Source organism: Streptomyces sp. NPDC006450, assembly GCF_040612195.1.
Lineage (GTDB): Bacteria > Actinomycetota > Actinomycetes > Streptomycetales > Streptomycetaceae > Streptomyces.
The window spans coordinates 1-16824 of record NZ_JBEXPT010000073.1 but is presented as its reverse complement, the minus strand read 5'-3'; the positions used below and the strand labels follow the sequence as shown (position 1 = coordinate 16824).

At 71.4% G+C, this 16824-nt stretch carries 14 protein-coding genes and 1 pseudogene; 3 read left to right on the top strand and 12 right to left on the bottom strand.

Annotated elements, in window-relative coordinates; genetic code table 11:
* Positions 1 to 22 precede the first annotated feature (22 nt).
* From tilS to dacB, 3 genes are all read right to left on the bottom strand, one after another.
* Positions 23 to 1147, bottom strand: a complete 1125-nt coding sequence (gene tilS, locus ABZY57_RS21180; protein WP_356514108.1) for a tRNA lysidine(34) synthetase TilS — start codon at positions 1145 to 1147, stop codon at positions 23 to 25.
* A 235-nt stretch (positions 1148 to 1382) separates the two neighbouring features.
* On the bottom strand, positions 1383 to 2534 hold the full coding sequence (locus ABZY57_RS21175; RefSeq protein ID WP_356514106.1) for a zinc-dependent metalloprotease: 1152 nt from the start codon (positions 2532 to 2534) through the stop codon (positions 1383 to 1385).
* Positions 2535 to 2572: 38 nt separating this feature from the next.
* The gene (gene dacB / locus ABZY57_RS21170) at positions 2573 to 4045 is read right to left on the bottom strand and encodes a D-alanyl-D-alanine carboxypeptidase/D-alanyl-D-alanine-endopeptidase (RefSeq protein ID WP_356514104.1); all 1473 of its coding nucleotides are present in this window, start codon (positions 4043 to 4045) and stop codon (positions 2573 to 2575) included.
* Positions 4046 to 4187: 142 nt separating this feature from the next.
* On the opposite strand from dacB, the gene ABZY57_RS21165 reads away from it, so the two are divergent.
* Both ABZY57_RS21165 and ABZY57_RS21160 read left to right on the top strand, forming a co-directional pair.
* Positions 4188 to 4682, top strand: coding sequence for an inorganic diphosphatase (locus tag ABZY57_RS21165; RefSeq protein WP_030756147.1), 495 nt, complete (start codon positions 4188 to 4190; stop codon positions 4680 to 4682).
* A 109-nt stretch (positions 4683 to 4791) separates the two neighbouring features.
* Positions 4792 to 6522: a threonine/serine exporter family protein gene (locus ABZY57_RS21160; RefSeq protein ID WP_356514102.1), complete on the top strand. Its 1731-nt coding sequence runs from the start codon at positions 4792 to 4794 to the stop codon at positions 6520 to 6522.
* Between the two features lie 66 nt (positions 6523 to 6588).
* On the opposite strand, the gene ABZY57_RS21155 is transcribed toward ABZY57_RS21160, so the two are convergent.
* The 7 genes and pseudogenes from ABZY57_RS21155 to ABZY57_RS21125 all read right to left on the bottom strand — a co-directional run bounded on the left by ABZY57_RS21155 (position 6589) and on the right by ABZY57_RS21125 (position 14093).
* Positions 6589 to 7281 carry a VTT domain-containing protein gene (locus tag ABZY57_RS21155; RefSeq protein WP_356514100.1) on the bottom strand — a complete coding sequence of 231 codons (693 nt, stop codon included), beginning with the start codon at positions 7279 to 7281 and terminating at the stop codon, positions 6589 to 6591.
* Positions 7282 to 7382: 101 nt separating this feature from the next.
* Positions 7383 to 8135 carry a MerR family transcriptional regulator gene (locus tag ABZY57_RS21150; RefSeq protein ID WP_356514098.1) on the bottom strand — a complete coding sequence of 251 codons (753 nt, stop codon included), beginning with the start codon at positions 8133 to 8135 and terminating at the stop codon, positions 7383 to 7385.
* A 91-nt stretch (positions 8136 to 8226) separates the two neighbouring features.
* Entirely contained in the window at positions 8227 to 8826 is a 600-nt protein-coding gene (locus ABZY57_RS21145; RefSeq protein WP_356514096.1) for a helix-turn-helix transcriptional regulator, read from the bottom strand.
* A gap of 79 nt (positions 8827 to 8905) precedes the next feature.
* Positions 8906 to 9460: a DinB family protein gene (locus tag ABZY57_RS21140; protein ID WP_356514094.1), complete on the bottom strand. Its 555-nt coding sequence runs from the start codon at positions 9458 to 9460 to the stop codon at positions 8906 to 8908.
* Positions 9461 to 9567: 107 nt separating this feature from the next.
* Positions 9568 to 11628, bottom strand: a pseudogene (mrdA, locus tag ABZY57_RS21135) (penicillin-binding protein 2); the annotation flags it as partial.
* 60 nt (positions 11629 to 11688) lie between these two features.
* Positions 11689 to 13146: an aldehyde dehydrogenase family protein gene (locus tag ABZY57_RS21130; RefSeq protein ID WP_356514092.1), complete on the bottom strand. Its 1458-nt coding sequence runs from the start codon at positions 13144 to 13146 to the stop codon at positions 11689 to 11691.
* Between the two features lie 110 nt (positions 13147 to 13256).
* On the bottom strand, positions 13257 to 14093 hold the full coding sequence (locus tag ABZY57_RS21125; RefSeq protein ID WP_356514136.1) for a helix-turn-helix transcriptional regulator: 837 nt from the start codon (positions 14091 to 14093) through the stop codon (positions 13257 to 13259).
* 344 nt (positions 14094 to 14437) lie between these two features.
* On the opposite strand from ABZY57_RS21125, the gene ABZY57_RS21120 reads away from it, so the two are divergent.
* On the top strand, positions 14438 to 14947 hold the full coding sequence (locus ABZY57_RS21120; protein WP_356514090.1) for an ATP-binding protein: 510 nt from the start codon (positions 14438 to 14440) through the stop codon (positions 14945 to 14947).
* Between the two features lie 96 nt (positions 14948 to 15043).
* On the opposite strand, the gene ABZY57_RS21115 is transcribed toward ABZY57_RS21120, so the two are convergent.
* Positions 15044 to 15280 (bottom strand): DUF397 domain-containing protein, encoded by a 237-nt coding sequence (locus tag ABZY57_RS21115; RefSeq protein ID WP_112450436.1) that lies wholly within the window; start codon positions 15278 to 15280, stop codon positions 15044 to 15046.
* A 104-nt stretch (positions 15281 to 15384) separates the two neighbouring features.
* Positions 15385 to 16824: FUSC family protein (locus tag ABZY57_RS21110; RefSeq protein WP_356514088.1), on the bottom strand; the 1440-nt coding region annotated here is incomplete at its 5' end.

Here is a 16824-nt window from a genome sequence, read left to right as displayed (position 1 = left end):
CTCAGCCGTGTCTCAGCACCAATCAGCCCTGCCGGATGACCAGTCTGCCACCCTGCCGCTGGGCCTCGACCCGGCCGGGCAGGTTGATGGCTCCCTGACCGCGCCATCCGGTGATGAGCCGGTCGACTTCCTCGATGTGGCGGGCGAAGAGGGAGCCTGCGGGGGAACCGGCGGCGACGACGGCCCGGCGCAGCACGCGGCGGCGGACGGCGGGGGGCAGCGCGTACAGCTTGGCGCACTCCAGGCGGCCGTCTTCGTCGCGTACGCCGCTCTCGGCCTCGGCGGCCCAGGCGTCCAGGGCGTCGGCGTCGTCGCGGGAGAGCTGGGCGGTGCGGGCGAGCGCCTCCACGACCCCCTTGCCGAGCGCCTTCTCCAGGGCGGGCAGTCCCTCGTGGCGTAGCCGGGAGCGGGTGTAGGCGGGGTCGAGGTTGTGCGGGTCGTCCCAGACCGACAGGGACTGGACCATGCAGGCCTTGCGGGCGGTCTGCCGGTCGACCTGGAGGAAGGGCCGGCGGTAGCGGTGGCCGCGGCCCCGGGCGCCGGGGCCCCCGGTGCCCCCCGGGCCTCCCGAAACCTCGGGCATGCCGGAGAGCGAGCGGATGCCGGAGCCGCGGGCGAGGCCCAGCAGGACGGTTTCGGCTTGGTCGTCCCGGGTGTGGCCGAGCAGCACGGCTACGGCGCCCAGCCGGTCGGCGGCCTCGTCCAGGGCCGCGTAGCGGGCGTCGCGGGCGGCGGCTTCGGGGCCGCCCTCGCGGCCGACGCGCACGGCGACGGACAGGGCGGGGTCCAGGCCCAGCGCGGTCATGCGGGAGACGACCTCGGCGGCGCGCAGGGCGGAGCCGTCCTGGAGGCCGTGGTCGACGGTGATGCCGCCGGCCCGGATTCCGAGTTTGGGGGCCTCGAAGGCGAGGGCGGAGGCGAGCGCCATGGAGTCCGCGCCGCCGGAGCAGGCGACGAGGACGAGCGGGGCGGTGTCGGGGAGGGGGTCGTGGGGGGCGGCACCGGCCGAGGCGCCGACGGTGCGGCTCGGGCGGCCGACCCGGGGCGCGGGGGTCGTGGCGGGACGGTCGGTGAGGTCGGTGAGGACGTCGTGGAGTACGCGGCGGACCGCCAGGCGTATCGCCGCGACCGCAGGATGGGGACCCATGTCCGGTGCCCTTCGGTGGAGTTCGGATGCCTCGGAGGCGCTGGGGAGGCGTTCGGGGAGGTGGTGTGCTGGGGTGTTGCCCGGCTCCCCCCGCGAGTGGGGGGTTGTCACTCAGAGTGCGACGATGGTGACAGAACCGAGCCGTTCTCCGAGCATCGCACGCCCTTCCACGCCCCACGGTCCCTCGGACGGGTGACGCTGCTTCCCCCAGAGGGACATCTTCACGCCTCTGTGGTCACACCTCTTCGCTCGCCTCGCTCGGCTCGCTCCCCTTGCGGTGGACCCGGGCCACCCAGTCCGCGGGGCTGGCGATCTCGGCCTTGGTCGGCAGTGTGTTCGGGGAGGTCCAGACCCGGTTGAAGCCGTCCATGCCGACCTTGGCGACGACGGCGCGCACGAAGCGTTCCCCGTCGCGGTACTGGCGCAGCTTCGCGTCGAGGCCGAGGAGCTTGCGCAGGGCGGCGTCGAGGCGGCCGGCGCCGCTGGCCCTGCGCTGCTGGAACTTCTCGCGGATCTCGGCGACGGAGGGGACGACCTCGGGGCCGACCCCGTCCATGACGAAGTCGGCGTGGCCCTCCAGCAGGGACATGACGGCGGTGAGCCGGGCCAGTACCTCGCGCTGCTCGGGGGTCTGGACGAGCTCGACGAGGGAGCGGCCTTCTTCTCCGCTCTCGGCGTCGGGGCGGGCGCCGGCGAAGGACTGGGCGGCGTCGCGGAGCCGCTCCAGAACGGTCATCGGGTCCACTTCGGTGGCGCCGAGGAACGTCTGGATTTCGCCCTCCAGGTGTTCGCGGAGCCACGGGACGGCCGTGAACTGGGTACGGTGCGTCTCCTCGTGCAGGCAGACCCAGAGCCGGAAGTCGTGCGGGTCGACCTCCAGCTCCCGCTCGACGTGGACGATGTTCGGCGCGACGAGCAGCAGCCGGCCGCCGGTGGCCGGGCCCGGGAGGTCCAGGCCCGCGGGCGCGAAGGTCTCGTACTGGCCGAGCACCCGGGAGGCCAGGAAGCTGAGCAGCATGCCCAGCTCGACGCCGGTGACCTTGCCGCCGACCGCGCCGAGCACGGCGCCGCCGGGGGTGCCGGCGCGGCGGTCCTGCATCTTGCCGAGGAGGGGGGACAGGAGCTCGCGGAAGCCCGCCACGTTGGCCTTGACCCAGCCGGCCCGGTCCACGACGAGGACGGGGGTGTCGGCCGGGGTCGTGCCTTCGGGCATCATCCGCGTGAACTCGCGTACGTGCCGTTCCGAGGTCTTGGCGTGCCTGCGCAGCTCGGCGACGACGGCCCGTGCCTCGTCCCGGCTCACCTCCGGGCCGGGCCGCACGAGCCTGGTCGCGGTCGCCACCGCGAGGTTCCAGTCGACCATCTCCGCACCACCGAAGCTCGTCATGCGTCAACCGTACGTGGACCTGCGCGCGGGCGGGATCCCTAGGAGGCGGTGGCCACGGCCGCGGCGAGTTTGTCGAGGCCCTTCTCGGCGTTGCCCGGGTCCGGGGTGTTCGCGGTCAGGAACGCGAAGGCGAGCAGTCGGCCGGTGGGGTCGACGACGGTGCCGGCGAGGGAGTTCACGCCGCTCAGGGTGCCCGTCTTGGCCCGCAGCAGGCCGGCGGCGGGTGAGCCGCCGGCGTTGCGGGTGCGCAGGGTTCCGGTGAATCCGGCGACGGGCAGTCCGGTGAGGACGGGCCGCAGCTCGGGGTGCTGCGGATCGGCGGCCTTGGCGAGGAGGGCGGTGAGCAGGCCTGCGCTGAGCTTGTCGGCGCGGTTGAGGCCGCTGCCGTCGGCGAAGCGGGAGCCGGCGGTGTCGACGCCGAGGGCGGCGAGTCTGGCGCCGACGGCCTGGGCCGCGCCGTCGAAGCCGGCGGGTGCTCCGGAGGCGAGGGCGGTCTGGCGGGCCAGGGCTTCGGCGATGTCGTTGTCGCTGTGGGTCAGCATCCGCTCGACGAGCCCGGCGAGCGGCGGCGAGAAGGTGGTGGCGAGCGGGACGGCCCCGGTGGCGGCCTTGGCCCTGGCGGGCTCGCCGGTGACCTCGACCCCGCGTTCCTCGAGCAGGGCGGCGAAGGCCCGTGCGGTGTCGCGGGAGGGGTCCTCGCTGCGCTTGACGGGGCCGGAGAAGGATTCGTCGGGGCGGCCTTCGTCGGCGGTCAGGGCCGTGACGGGCGCGAGGTTGGGGTTGGCGCCGATCGGGTGGAGGGCGGGGCCGGTGTAGAGCGAGTCGTCGTAGCCGAGGGCCACGGAGCCGGTGCCGGCGGCCTTGAGGGCCTGTGCGGTGTCCGCGGCGAGGGCGACGAGGCTGCCGCCGGAGCCGGCGGGGGCCTTCTTCTTGGCGGTGAGCGAGGGGTCGCCGCCGCCGACCAGGACGATCCGGCCGGGTCCGGTGCCGGGGGTCACGGTGGTGCGGATCCGGTGGTCGGGGCCGAGGGCCGCGAGCGAGGCCGCCGCGGTGGCGATCTTAACGGTGGAGGCGGGGGTCATGGCTGTCCGGGCCCCGGCCTCGTAGAGGACCTTCCCGGTGGCGGTGTCGACCACGGAGGCGCCGCGGACGGTGCCGAGGGCCCGGTCGGCGAGCAGCGGCCGCAGGGCGGCGGCGAGGGCGGCCGGGTCCACGGCTCCGGCCTGGTCGCCGGAGCCGGCTGCGGCGGGGCGTACGCCGGTGAGGACGCCGGGGGCGCTGGGGGCGGCCCGCGGGAGGGCCGCGGCAGGGTCCGTACCGTGATCTGTGCCACCCGTACGGCCCCAGGAGGCGGCCTTGTCCCGCTCGGCCTTACGCTGGCCGGAGTCCCAGGGACCCGCGGCGGCCACCGTCGCGGCCGACAGGGCGAGGCCGGCGACGGCCGACACCGCGATGAGCTGCCAGGTCCTGACCAATGGCACCTCGGACCAGCCCCTTTCGCGATCACACATATGCGTGAGGGACACTTAACCATTGCGTCTTGCCGCGAGCATGGCACCCCACCCGGCAGGGCCGGGTCGGCCACGCACGCAGGTGAGCCGGCGCAGTCCCGAAGCAATCAAGCTGCTGAAGCTGATCATGGAGGAGCAGGACGTGGAGTTCGACGTCACCATCGAGATCCCCAAGGGTTCGCGGAACAAGTACGAGGTGGACCACGAGACCGGCCGGATCCGTCTGGACCGTCGCCTCTTCACCTCGACCAGCTACCCGGCCGACTACGGCTTCGTCGAGAACACCCTCGGCGAGGACGGCGACCCGCTGGACGCGCTGGTCATCCTTGACGAGCCGACCTTCCCGGGCTGCCTGATCAAGTGCCGCGCGATCGGCATGTTCAACATGACGGACGAGGCGGGCGGCGACGCCAAGCTGCTGTGCGTGCCGGCGTCCGACCCGCGTGTGGAGCACCTGCGCGACATCCACCACGTGTCCGAGTTCGACCGCCTGGAGATCCAGCACTTCTTCGAGGTCTACAAGGACCTGGAGCCGGGCAAGTCGGTCGAGGGCGCGAACTGGGTCGGCCGCACCGAGGCCGAGGCCGAGATCGAGGCCTCCTTCAAGCGCCTCGAGGCCCAGGGCGGCCACCACTGAGCTCCGCTCGGTGACGCGGCGGGCCCGAGGCCCCCGCGACCCCTGTGACACCGCGGGCGGTACCCCTTCGGGGGTGCCGCCCGTCGTCGTGTCCGGGTGGGATCGGCCGATGCCGCTTTCGCCGCGGATCAAGGTGTTCCGCATACTGATACGGGCTGGGTCGGGGACTGGAGGACGCGTGGCGGAAGGCGAAGGATCCGGGACCGAGGACCGGAAGCCGAAGTCGGACGAGGCGCACAGTGCGTTCTCCGTGCCGGACGGGGTCGGTGTGGACCCGGAGGCGGCCGAGGAGGATCAGCCGACCTCGGAGTTCGCCCTCCCCGGCGGGCTCGCCTCGGTGCCCCTGGACCCCGAGGGCACAGCGTCCGCGTTCGCCACGCCGCACACCTACAGCGCCGCCCACTCCCCGCCGGCCTACACCGGCCCGACGGGCTTCCCCGTCACCCGGTTGAAGGAGTCGCCCTGGCAGGACCGCATGCGCACGGTGCTGCGCATGCCGGTCGACGTCCGGCCGGTGCCGGAGCCCTCGCAGCGGCTGGCCGTGGAGACCGGGCCCACGGTGGGGCGCGTGCTGGACCTGACGCTGCGCATCGGCGAGCTGTTGCTCTCGGGCGGCGAGGGCGCCGAGGACGTGGAGGCCGCGATGTTCGCCGTGGCCCGCAGCTACGGCCTGGACCGCTGCGAGCCCACCGTCACCTTCACCCTGCTGTCGATCACCCACCAGCCCTCCCTGGTGGACGACCCCGTGTCGGCGAACCGCACCGTCCGCCGCCGGGGCACGGACTACACCCGGCTCTCGGCCGTGTTCAGCCTCGTCAACGACATCACCGCGCACGAGGTCGAGATCTCGCTGGAGGACGCCTACCGCCGGCTCGCCGAGATCCGCCGCAACCGGCACCCGTACCCCGGCTGGGTGCTCACCGGCGCCGCCGGCCTGCTCGCCGGCGCGGCCTCCACGCTGGTCGGCGGTGGGGTGCTGGTCTTCTTCGCAGCCGCACTCGGGGCGGTGCTCGGTGACCGGCTGGCCTGGCTGTGCTCCGGGCGGGGGCTGCCGGAGTTCTACCAGTTCGTGGTCGCGGCGATGCCCCCGGCCGCGATGGGCGTGGCGCTGAAGCTCACCGAGTTCGACGTGCGCTCCTCGGCCGTGATCACCGGCGGGCTCTTCGCGCTGCTGCCGGGACGGGCCCTGGTCGCGGCCGTGCAGGACGGTCTGACCGGCTACTACATCACCGCTTCCGCCCGGCTGCTGGAGGTCATGTACCTCTTCATCGGCATCATCATGGGCGTCCTGGTGGTGCTCTACATCGGTGTCCAGTTCGGCTCCAACCCGCAGCCGGAGGACGTCCTCCAGATCGAGCAGCGGCCGCTGCTCCAGATCGCCGCCTCGATGGTCCTGGTGTTCACGTTCGCGATCCTGCTCCAGCAGGAACGTTCCACCGTGTGGTTCGTGACGCTGAACGGCGGGATCGCCTGGGTGATCTACGGGGCCCTGCACTACGCCGCCAAGATGCCGCCGGTGCCGTCCACCGCGATCGCCGCCGGACTGGTGGGCCTCTTCGGACAGCTCCTCGCCCGGCACCGGTTCTCCTCGGCCCTCCCCTTCGTCACGGCCGCCATCGGCCCGCTGCTGCCCGGCTCGGCCACGTACTACGGGCTCCTGCTGATCGCCGAGAACCGGCTGAACGAGGGCCTGGGCTCGCTGACGAACGCCGCGGCCATCGCGCTGGCCATCGCGATCGGCGTCAACCTCGGCTCCGAGACGTCCCGTCTGTTCATGCGCATCCCCGGCGCGGCCAGTGCGGCCAAGCGCAGCGCGGCGAAGCGCACCCGCGGCTTCTAGAACGCCGATGCCCCGCCGACCGGGGATCCTGGTCGGCGGGGCACCGTACGGGGCGTGGAGGAGCCCCTAGCGCTTCGCGTGGCGGCCGCTGCGCTGGCCGGGGGCCTGCGGGTCCTCGCCGGGCCCGGTGCCGCCGGCCGCCGCCTTCTTCTGCTTGCGGGACTTCAGCACCTCGAAGATCACCGGGATCACGGAGATCAGGACGATCCCGATGAAGATCGGCTCGACGTTGTTCTTGATGATCTCGAACTGGCCGAGCTGGTAGCCCAGGATCGTGACGCCCGCGCCCCACAGGACGCCGCCGATGATGTTGAAGGTCAGGAACGTGCGGTACTTCATCGCGCTGGCGCCCGCGACCATCGGCGCGAAGGTGCGGATGATCGGCACGAAGCGCGCGAGCACGATGGCCTTGGGGCCGTGCTTCTCCATGAAGTCGTGCGCCGCGTCGAGGTTCTCGCGCTTGAAGAGCTTGGAGTTCGGCTTGTTGAAGATCTTCGGGCCGAAGACCTTGCCGATCATGTATCCGACCTGGTCGCCGAGGATCGCGGCGATCACGATCAGGGTGCACACCAGCCACAGCGGCTGGCTGACGGTGCCGCTCGCGACGAACAGGCCCATCGTGAAGAGCAGGGAGTCGCCGGGCAGGAAGGCGAAGAGCCCCGACTCGGCGAACACGATGACCAGGGTGCCGACCAGGCCGAATTGCCCGATCAGATACTCCGGGGAGATCCACTCGGGGCCGAGCGCAAGCGTATTCACGGGTTCCGGGCTCTCCTGGATCAGGTGGGGGTGTCCGTCCAATTATGAACGCACACCGCCCCCGCCTGGTTCCAGGGATCGGCGGCTACGACGTGCGGTGGTTACGCCTTGCGGACCGCGTTGGCCAGGATGGCGTCCCGCACGAACACCGCCAGGCCGGGCCGGACCGCCTCGTAGTACGCCGTGAACCGCTCGTCCGCCACGTACATCTCGCCGAGGCCCGCGTGGATCTCGTACGTGCAGAAGTAGTAGCCGGCGTTGATCCAGCCGCGGTGCTCCTCGGCCAGGTCCATGGCCTCCTCGGACTCCGCGGACGTCCCGGAGTCCAGCAGGGCGGCGAACCGCCGGTTGACGTCCTCGGCCACGGCCTGGATCCGCAGCCAGTCCTCCTTGGTGTACGAGGCGGTCCGGCGGGCGGACTCCCGGTACGTGTCGCCCCAGCGGCGCTCGGCCTCCTCGGCGTGCTCCTCGGGATCGAAATCCCCGAAGACCTCGAACTTCTCCTCGGGAGTGAGGTTGATGCCCATCTTCTTCGCCTCCATGGCGTGCTCGACGGCCGCGGCCATCTGCTGGAGCCGGGCGATCCGGTCGGTCAGGAGGGCGTGCTGCCGGCGCAGGTGCTCCCCCGGGTCCGATTCCGGGTCGTCCAGCAGGACCGCGACCTCGTCGAGCGGAAAGCCGAGCTCCCGGTAGAACAGGACCCGCTGCAGCCGGTCGAGGTCGGCGTCGTCGTACCGCCGGTGTCCCGCATGGCTGCGGCCGCTCGGGGAGAGCAGCCCGATCTCGTCGTAGTGGTGCAGCGTGCGCACCGTGACTCCGGCGAATCCGGCGACCTGGCCCACGGAGTAGCCCATCGCTTTCCGCTCCTCTTCTCGGGTACGCGTCCCAGCCTGGTCCCTCACGCCGCGTGAGGTGCAACCCCGGACAGCGGCATGCCGGCGGGGGTCAGGAGGACGGGGCGAGGACCCCTTCGAAGGCGTCGCCCGGGTCGTCGGCGAAGGAGTACGCGCCCGACTCGATCCGGGCGATCAGGCCCCCGGTCCAGTCCGCCTCGGCGTCCGCCGAGTGGATCCAGCGGTGCATGATCTCGCCGATGTGGCCCAGCGGCTCGGGGCCCTCCTCGGGGACGTAGTGGTCCGTGACGGCGGAGCGCCAGGCGGCCAGCCGGCCCAGGCGCTCGCGGAGCAGGGACAGGGCCTCCGCGCGGGGCAGGTCGACCATGAAGCCGAGGGCCGAGGCGAGGACGTCGGCCCTCTGGTCGTAGGAGGACAGCGCCTCGCGGAGCAGCTTGAAGTACTCAGCGCGGCCCGCCTCCGTCAGCTCGTACTCGGTCCGCGGCGGGCCGCCCGCTGCGGACGGGGCCACCTCGTGGGCCAGCAGGACGCCCTGCTTCGCCATCTGCTTGAGCGCGTGGTAGATCGACCCGGGTTTGGTGTTCGACCACTCGTGGGCGCCCCAGAACTCCAGATCGGCCCGGACCTGGTAGCCGTGGGCCCGCCCGTGCTGGCGGACGGCGCCGAGGACGAGGAGGCGGATCGCTGACATGGGGCCAGGCTATCGAGCCCCGCCGGGCTCCCGGCCGGCCGTCACGGCCCGCCGGGCCGGCTCAGCCGGCCCGGTCGGCTCAGCCCGCCTGCCAGGTCTGGCCGGAGGCGAGGGCCACCAGCTCGAAGGCGGTCTTGCCGTCGAGGGACTCACGGATGACGTCCGCGTGGCCGGCGTGCCGGGCGTCCTCCTCGACCAGGTGCAGGAGCAGCCAGCGCATCGAGACCTTGCCGTCCTTGGGGAACCACGGCGCGTCGGGCAGCGGGAAGGTGTCGTCCATGCTCGGGACGGACGCGATGAACTCCGCCAGTTCCGCCGAGACCCCGTCCCAGAAGGCGAGGATCTCCTCGACGGACTCCCCGTCGAGGAGCTTGAAGCTGTCGCCCCAGGTCTCCTGGGTGCGCGCCCTCTCGTTGACCCGCTGCTGCGCCAGGCGCAGCCAGTTCAGCTCGCACTCGGCGACGTGCTTGAGCAGCCCGCCCAGGGACAGCTCGCTCGCGCTGGGCCGGCTCCGGGCCTGCTCGGGGCTCAGGCCGAACACCGAGCGGCGCAGGGCCCCGCGCTGGGCCTCCACGAAGTTCAGGAGCGCGCCGCGCTCGTCGCCGTACGACTCCGCCGGGACGTGAGTGACCATGCTGACCTACCGCCTTCGTGGTGGGGCTCCTGCTGACAAGAACCAGACTATGAAGCCTTGCGGTCAGTTCCTGTCCGCAATCACGGGATTCACTGATTTTCCTGCCGAACGGGCGGGAGTCCGGTCTGCGGCTTGGGCAGCAGGGCCTTCTTGAGGTCCTGGGCGCCCTTCTCGTCCAGGCCGTACATCGCCTCGTAGATCTTGCGGACGGCCGGTCCCGAGGCTCCGGAGCCGGTGCCGCCCTGGGAGATCGTCATGACGATCGCGTAGTCCTCGGTGTAGGAGGCGAACCACGAGGTGGTCTGCTTGCCCTGGACCTCGGCCGTACCGGTCTTCGCGTGCATCGGGATCTGCTTCTGCGGCCAGCCGCCGAACCGCCAGGCCGCGCTGCCGGTGGTGGCCACGTCGGCGAGCGCCCCGTCGATGTCGCGCAGGAGCTTGGCGTTCATGGGGAGCCTGCCCTGCTCCTTCGGCGCGATCTCCTTGACGGAGTTGCCGTCGGCGCTGACCACGGCCTTGCCGATGCTGGGCTGGTGCAGCGTGCCGCCGTTGGCGATGGCGGCGTACACGGAGGCCATCTGGATCGGGGTGACGAGGGTGTCGCCCTGGCCGATGGAGTAGTTGATCGCGTCACCCTCGCGGAGCTGGTTGCCCTGGCGGCAGTTCTCGTAGGCGATCTTCTCGGCGTACGAGCCGTTCTTCTTGCCGTCGCGGCACCAGGCGGCCTTGTTCGCCTCGAAGAAGTCCTTCTTCCACTGGCGGTCGGGGACGCGGCCCGGGACCTCGCTGGGCAGGTCGATGCCGGTGCGCTTGCCGAGGCCGAACTCATGGGCGGTCCGGAAGAACCAGTCGCTGGGCTTGGCCTTGGGCTTGATGCCGCCGTCCTTCTTCCACTCCTTGTCGGCGATGGCGTAGTAGACGGTGTCGCAGGAGACTTCCAGGGCCTTGCCGATGGTGATGTCGCCGTACCCCTGGGACTCGAAGTTGGTGAAGACCTGGCTGCCGACCGAGTACGAGCTCGGGCAGCCGTAGAGCTTGTTGAAGGGGTAGCCGGCATTGACCGCGGCCGTCGAGGAGACCACCTTGAAGATCGAGCCGGGGGCCGCCTGGCCCTGGATGGCGCGGTTCAGCAGGGGGTAGTTCGATTCCTTGTCGGTGAGGGAGGCGTAGTCCTTCGCGGAGATCCCGCCGACCCAGGCGTTCGGGTCGTAGGTCGGGTTGGACGCCATCGCGACGACCCGCCCGGTCTTGGCCTCCATGACCACGACGGCGCCCGAGTCGGCCTCGTAGTGGCGGCCCGTGTTGTTCTTGTCGATGCCCTTGCGGGCCTCGATCATCGCGTTGTTCAGCTCGCGCTCGGCCACGGCCTGCACGCGCGAGTCGATCGAGGTCACGATGTTCGCGCCCGGCTGCGGCTTGTCGCTCGTGCCCTCGCCGAGGATGCGGCCGAGGTTGTCCACCTCGTAGCGGGTGATGCCCGCCTTGCCGCGGAGCTCCTTGTCGTAGGTGCGCTCCAGGCCGCTGCGGCCCACCTGGTCGGAGCGCAGGTACGGGGAGTCGGAGCCCTTCGCCTTGGTGATCTCCTCGTCGGTCACCGGGGAGAGGTAGCCGAGCACCTGGGAGGTGTTGGCGCCGTCGGGGCCGGCGTAGCGGCGCAGGGCGGTGGGCTCGGCGGTGATGCCGGGGAACTGCTCGGCGTGCTCCCGTATCTCCAGGACCTGGTCGGTCGTCGCCTCGTCGGTGATGGGGATCGGCTGGTACGGGGAGCCGTTCCAGCAGGGCTTGGGGGTCTTGGCGTCGCACAGCCGCACGCCGTCGACCACGTCCTCGGGGTCGAGGCCCAGCACCCCGGCGAGCTCGGTGAGGACGCCCTTGCCGCGGTCCTTCATCTTGGAGAGCTCGGTGCGGCTGGCGGAGACCACCATGCGGGTCTCGTTGTCGGCGAGCGGGATCCCGCGGGCGTCGAGGATCGAGCCGCGCACGGCGGGCTGGACCACCTGCTGGGTGTGGTTGTTCTTGGCCTCGTCCGTGTACTCCTGGCCGTTGCGTATCTGCAGGTACCACAGACGTCCGCCGAGGGTCAGCAGCAGCGAGAACACCACGATCTGGATCATGACGAGCCGGTTCTGGACCCGGGGTGTGCGCCCGGTCTCCGGTATGTTGCTCAACTCGGCTCTCCCCCGGACTGGTCCTCGCCTGACCCGCCCGAGTCTAGATCCCCTCGGGGACTAGAAAGGGAACCGCGTCCGGCCGTGCTGGACCGAGATCCACTTCTGGGTGGTGAAGGCCTCGACGGTGGCCTCGCCGTTGAGGCGGCCCATGCCGGAGGCCTTCTCCCCGCCGAACGCGGCGAGCGGCTCGTCGCCGATGGTGGAGTCGTTGACGTGGATCATGCCGGTCTCGATGCGCCGCGCGAAGCGCACCCCGCGCTCCACGTCCCGGGTGTGGACGGCGCCGCTGAGTCCGTACGGGGTCGCGTTGGTGAGGCGGACCGCCTCGTCCTCGCCGTCGAAGACGACGAGCAGGGCGACGGGGCCGAAGATCTCCTGGCCGAGCAGCGGGGAGTCCTCGGGGAGCCCGGCGAGCACCGTCGGCTCGACCAGGTTGCCGCGCGTGGAGCCCCGTACGAGCGCCTGCGCGCCGGCTTCGACGGCGCGGTCGACGAGCGCGGTGAGGGCGTCGGCCTGGAAGGAGTTGATCAGCGGGCCGATGTGGGTGTCGGCGTCGTGCGGGTCGCCGGTGTTCAGGGCCCGCACGCGGGCGGTGAACCTCTCGGTGAACTCCTCGGCGACGGAGGCGTCGACCAGGATCCGGTTGGCGGCCATGCAGACCTGGCCCTGGTAGACGAAGCGGCTGAAGACGGCCGCGTCCACCGCGTAGTCGAGGTCGGCGTCGTCGAGGACGACCAGGGCGCTGTTGCCGCTCAGTTCCAGGACGGTCCGCTTGAAGTGGCGGGCGGCGACGGCGCCGACGTGCCGGCCGACCCGGTCGGAGCCGGCGAAGGAGATGACCTTGGGGACCGGGTGGGTCAGGAGCGCGTCGCCTATCTCGGCGATGTCGGTGACCAGGACGTTGAGCAGGCCGGCCGGGAGGCCGGCCTCCTCGAAGATCTTGGCGATGACCCCGCCGCCGACCACGGGCGCGTTCTGGTTGGGCTTGATGACGACGGCGTTGCCGAGGGCCAGGGCCGGGGCGACCGACTTCAGGGTGACCAGGAACGGGAAGTTGAAGGGGCTGATCACCGCGATGACCCCGACGGGCAGGCGCTGGACCCGGTTCTCCTTGCCCTCGACCGGCGAGGGCAGGATGCGGCCCTCGGGACGGACGGCCAGCTGCATGGCCTCGCGGATGAACTCCTTGGCGAGGTGGACCTCGTACTCGGCCTTGGGACGGGTCCCGCCGAGTTCGTCGATCATCGCCTCGACGATCTCCTTCTCGCGCTCCTCGGTGATCCGCAGGGCGCGTTCCAGGACGGCTCGTCTGGTGTAGGGGCTGGTGGCCGCCCAGTCCTTCTGGGCCCGCTCGGCGGCCCGGTAGGCCTGGTCGACCTGCTCGACGGTGGCCACGGTGATGGCCGCGAGCTTCTCCCCGTTGTACGGGTTGACGTCGATGATGTCCCACGACCCGGTTCCGGCCAGCCATTCGCCGTCGATGTACTGGTGAGCCAGGTCCTCGAATATGGACATGCCATCCCTTACGTCGAACGCGCTTCCTTGCGCTGCACCGGGACCCCAGGTGCCATCTGCGTCATCCGGGGCATCGTCATGCTCTGATCAGGCGTCATAGTACGTGTGAATCAAGACAGTTGGAGCAGACCACGCAGGAGATCGCGGGTCTTGTCGGGGTCCGGGCAGTCGCTCTGGAGGCGCAGCATCGCCCGCTCGTACTGCGCCACTTCCTCGTCTTTGTCGAGGTAGAGGGCGCTGGTGAGCTGTTCCAGATAGACGACGTCCTGGAGGTCGGACTCGGGGAAGCGCAGCAGGGTGAAGGCACCGCTCTCACCGGCGTGACCGCCGAAGGAGAAGGGCATGACCTGCAGGTGCACGTTCGGCCGCTGCGAGATCTCGATGAGGTGCTCCAGCTGACCGCGCATCACGTCCCGGTCGCCGTACGGGCGGCGCAGCGCGGCCTCGTCGAGGACGGCGTGGAAGACGGGGGCGTTCTCGGAGACCAGTACCTTCTGGCGCTCCAGGCGCAGTGCGACCCGGCGGTCGATCTCGGCGCGGCCGGCTCCGGGCATGCCGCGGCTGACCACGGCCTGGGCGTAGGCCTCGGTCTGCAACAGGCCGTGCACGAACTGGACTTCGTAGATGCGGATGAGGGAGGCGGCGCCTTCCAGGCCCACGTACGTCTGGAACCAGCCCGGCAGGACATCGCCGTAGCTGTGCCACCAGCCGGCCACGTTGGCTTCGCGGACCAGCCCCAGGAGGGACTCCCGCTCGGCGCCGTCCGTGACTCCGTAGAGCGTGAGGAGGTCCTCTACGTCTCTGGACTTGAAGCTCACCCTTCCCAACTCCAAGCGGCTGATCTTCGATTCGGATGCGCGGATCGAGTAACCGGCCGCCTCACGGGTGATGCCGCGGGATTCTCGGAGTCGCCTGAGCTGGGAGCCCAGGAGGATGCGGCGCACCACAGAACCACTGGCTTCTGCGGTCACGAGTCCTACCCCTCCCCATGCCGTGGATGGATGCGTACGGATACGCGTGATGGCTGCGTCGCAGGGGCCCCCGTGCCCCTCAAAGCCCGCAGTCTGCCACCAAAACGCATCTGTCCGTACTCGTTCTGTAACGGATTTGGCCTCCCCGTAAAAGAAGTCCGCAAGGATGCGTAGGAAGAAATGAGCAAGAACCATCACGGGACCGGACAGGTCCGGCGCGTGCACGTGCATCTGCCCTTGCATCCGGCTCCGGCATTCGGAACCATGGTCCCGCGCACCTGCGTGCCCCGCAGTTCTTTCGAATCCCGGGAGTGCCTCGCATGGGGACGAATGGATCGACCATGCTCGAGCCGTTACGGCAGGGGCTTCCCCCGGTCGACCCCACGGCTGTCTCCGGGTCCGCGTCCTGCGCCCTGCCCGCCCGCCTCGAAGCGGTGCGCGGTGCACGCACCTTCACGCGTTCCACCCTTTCCCAGTGGGGCCTCGACGACCGGTTCGACGACGTGGCACTGGTCGTCTCCGAACTCGTCACCAACGCGCTGCGCCATGCCCTCCCGGACGACTCCCGGCCGGCCGCGGGCGAGAGCGAGCCGCCGGTGCGCCTGCACCTGATGCGGTGGAGCACCCGGCTGGTGTGCGCGGTGCGGGACCCCAGCGAGGACCGGCCCGGCGGGAACTTCGCGCCGGAGGCGACGGAGCACAACTGCGACCTGGAGTCGGGGCGCGGGCTCTTCCTCGTCGACTCCTACAGCGACAGCTGGGGCTGGCATCCGCTCGCGGGGCGGCTGACCGGCAAGGTGGTCTGGGCGCTGTTCACGCTCCAGGACTGAATCACCGCATCGCCGGCACAGACGACAAGCGGCCGGGATTGATCATGGCGATCAATCCCGGCCGCTGCACGTGCATGGCTGATCTTCGGCTGGTCTTCAGCTGATCAGATGGTCGAACTCGCCGTCCTTGACACCCAGCAGCAGCGCTTCTATCTCGGCCGGCGTGTACACGAGTGCCGGTCCGTCCGGAAACCGCGAGTTGCGCATGGCAACGTCGCCTCCGGGCAGTTTCGCGAACTCCACACAGGAACCTTGCGAGTTGCTGTGTCTGCTCTTCTGCCAGGTCACCCCGTCAAGCTCTGCAGCTGCCATCCCGTTGTACGCGTGGTCCACAGGAAGCCCCCGATAGTGCAGATGTCAACTGCACCGGATCATAGCTGTGTTCATGAACGCCTGCATGGGCAGATGCACGTGCACGAACGGAGGGCACAGCACCACTAAGGGTGACGACCTTCCCCGGACTCGGGGCGGGGTGGGGTGCGCAGGGCGTCGGAGACCTCCTCCAGGGAGTCCAGCAGCTGCCGCGCCGCCCCGCGCAACACGCCCGGGTCGGCGGTGTCCCCGTCGGCCAGGGCCGTGCGGACCCCCTCCCAGTCGGGCACGCGGCGCTCCCGCACCGCCTTCGCGCCCGCCTCCGTCGCTTCGCTCAGCGCCCGGGCCAGCTCGGTCGCGCCCGGGACCGGAGGCCGGGACCGGTCCGGGAAGTGCGCCTCCAGCAGCATCGCGTGGCGGCCCATCGCGGCCAGGGCCCGGCCCGCGTCCTCGGCGGCCGCCCGGGAGATCCCGCGGTGGCGCACCGGCTCCCCCGCGGCCCGGTCCACCGCCTCCTGCCAGGCGACCCGGGCGTCACGCACCGCCAGCAGGGCGGCGCGCACGTCCTCCCGCCGGGCTCCGGCCGGGTCGGCGTACTGCCCGAGCACGGCTGCCGCGTACCGCCCGTTGGCCGCGACCCAGTCCGCCAGCCGGGTCCGCAGCCGCGGGGTCTCCCAGGCCGGGTAGACGGCGTAGGAGACCATCGCGAGGACTCCGCCGACGAGCGTGAGGGTGACGCGGTCCGGCACGGTCTGGTCCCAGCGCAGGCCGCCCATGCCGAGCAGGAAGACCACGTAGGCGGAGACGAAGACCATCGAGACGGCGTACCCGGTGCGCATGAAGGTGTACATCAGGCCCGCGCTGACGACGGCGAGCAGCCCGGACACGTACATCCCCGGGTGCGCGAGCTGGACCACGGCCGTCGCGAGGGCGACCCCGACCAGGGTGCCGCCGAAGCGGGCGACGGCGCGGGTGTAGGTCTGCGTGAAATCGGGCCGCATGACCATGACGGAGGTCATCGGGGCCCAGTAGGCGTGGCCCAGCGGCAGCGCGTGGCCGATGCCGTAGCCGGCGCAGGCCACGGCGGTGACCCGCACGGCGTGCCGCAGGATCGGCGACCCGGGGCGCAGTTCGGCGCGTACGGCGGCCAGCACCATCGGCGCCAGCGCCGGCAGGGTGGGCCTCAGCATCGACTCCCCGGGGTCGGCGGTGCGCCCGGAGCCCGGCTCGGCGGTGTCGAGTACGTCGTCCAGCAGGGCGGCGAGCCGGCGCGCGGCGCGCAGCGCGGCGCCCTGGAGCAGGTCGGCGGTGTCGGGGGCCTTGAGCACCGCCAGGGCCGGCGCGGGCAGCCGTACCGCTTCACCGTGCCGGATCGCGGACGCGGCGGCGTCCAGCACCGACCCGGCCGCGGCGAGCAGTTCCCGTACCCGGTCCCGCCCCGGGCCCTCGGCCGGGGCCCCGACCGCCGGGTCGGCCAGCAGGGCCAGCACCGGCCGGATCCGCTCCGCGAGCCCCCGCGCGCCGTGCAGCTCGGCCGGGCGGCGGCGGGCCTGGCGCACCGTCAC